The 2,048-nt window shown below is 30.1% G+C and carries 1 protein-coding gene; it reads right to left on the bottom strand.

Translation table 11 applies throughout. The features are described from left to right. A partial coding sequence (locus AC3ATN_RS06055) for a thioredoxin domain-containing protein (RefSeq protein WP_487532358.1) occupies window positions 1-1,927 on the bottom strand: 1,927 nt, incomplete at its 3' end. Window positions 1,928-2,048 lie beyond the last annotated feature (121 nt).

Raw genomic sequence — 2,048 nt, 5'->3', positions numbered from 1 at the left:
AAATTACTGAATCTGGCAAATAAAAGGGTAGTAATAAATTTAATTTTTCAATTGCATGGGGACCTGTAATGGCTATTTCATAAAAAGGATATGTGAAATTATAGATTGATTGTGTCCAGTTGGTATATTTTAATGGATATTCTAAAACTCTCGATTGAACCATTGAAGTCATTTTTTTAGCTCTTTCTTTGTATTCTTCAAGTCCAAAAAAATGATATAATTTAAATAGGTTTTCAGCCATCTTGCTGTTCGCAGAGGGTAAAAAATTATCTTCATACTGAATCATTGAGTCTGTTATTGATACATTTTTATCTTCTGCAAATTTCAAATACACTCCATTCTTGGAAGTAAAAATATCAAGAACAAAATCTGTTAATTCTTTGGCTAATTCAAGTTTACTTTCATCAGCTGTAACCTCATAAAATCCAATTAAAGCATCAATTAAAAAAGTATAATCTTCAAGCAATAAAAGTGTTTCTAAAGTGTTTTTTGTGTGTAAAATCCTCTTCTTTTTGTAAAATTTTTCGGAGAGAAGTATGTTTAAAGTTTTTCCGGCTTGTTCTAAAAAAAATTTATCATCAAATGATTTATATGCATCTATAAACCCACTTACAGCTAATGCATTCCATGAAAATATGAACTTCTTATCTACTATAGGGGAGGATTTATTTTGTCTAAAAAGGTATAATTTGTCATTGACTTTTAAGCGTGTTTCTTTTAAATATTGTTTTGTCCAGTTATATTTTTTAGCAAAAACAGAATCACTAGTTTGTCTATAAAGTATATATCTATTCCCTTCCCATATTTCATCGTTTGACAAACTGTAATAATCTGAAAACCATTCAAAATCTTCATTTATTTCGCTTTTAATTTCTTTAAGTGACCAAGTGTAGAACTCCCCCTCTTTATTAACTCCATTTATATTTAAGTTATCTGCTGCGATAGAAGAGTAGAACAAATGAGAAGGATCTTTCATTTCTCGATTGAGAAATCTCATAATCTTATAAGCCTCTTCTTTATATTGCTCATCTTTAAAAACTTGATAAAATTGAGCATATAAACTTAACATTTGAACATTATCGTAGAGCATTTTCTCAAAGTGTGGTATTTTCCACTTTCTATCAACAGAATATCGATGAAAGCCTCCTCCAATTTGATCATTAACTCCTCCAAGAGTAATATTATACAAAGATTTTTTGAGAAAATTCTTGAGCTCAGGTGAATCTACTTGAACTGCATATCTAAGTAAAAACTCAAGGATAATTGGTGACATAAATTTTTCATCACTACCAAAACCCCCATATTGTAGGTCCATTTTTTGATTGATTTTTGATATAATACCCTTAAGACTGTCTTTGGAAAAAATATTATCCATTGTATTTAAAGGTTTAAGCATGCTCTGAACGATACCTAATTCAATTTTGTCAGCATGTTCAATTAAATCTAATTGACGTTTTTTATAAAATGTATTGAGCTGCTGAAGTGTTGAAATCCACTGAGCTTTATCAACATAAGTTCCAGCCCATATTGGTCTTCCATCAGGCAAAGCAACAATGTTCATTGGCCACCCTGCATTTCCTGTAATTGTTTTTAGAGCTTTCATGTAGTGAGCATCGATATCAGGTCGTTCCTCTCGATCAACTTTTATGCTTATAAAATTTGTATTCATAAGGAGTGCAACATCGTTATCTTGAAATGTTTCCTCTTCCATAACATGACACCAGTGGCATGATGAATAGCCTACGCTTATAACAATTAGCTTTTCTTCATTTTTTGCCTGACTTAACAACTCATTGCTCCAAGGGTTCCAATTAATTGGATTAGTAGCATGCTGTTTTAGATACAGGCTTTCTTCATTTATTAATTTATTTTGTGCCAATAATAACATCGGTAGGAAAAATAAAAAATGAAAAAGAAATTTAAACATTAACCCTGTTATTTTGTTTTTATAAAACTCTGTAAGACATCATTGTTATTCGCAACTAGAATAATAGTTCCATCATTAGTTTTTACTTCAATCATTTTTTTTGCATCTCCAGGAGTAAAAA

The organism is Candidatus Marivariicella sp., assembly GCF_983056325.1.
This window is presented reverse-complemented; position numbering and strand designations above follow the sequence as displayed.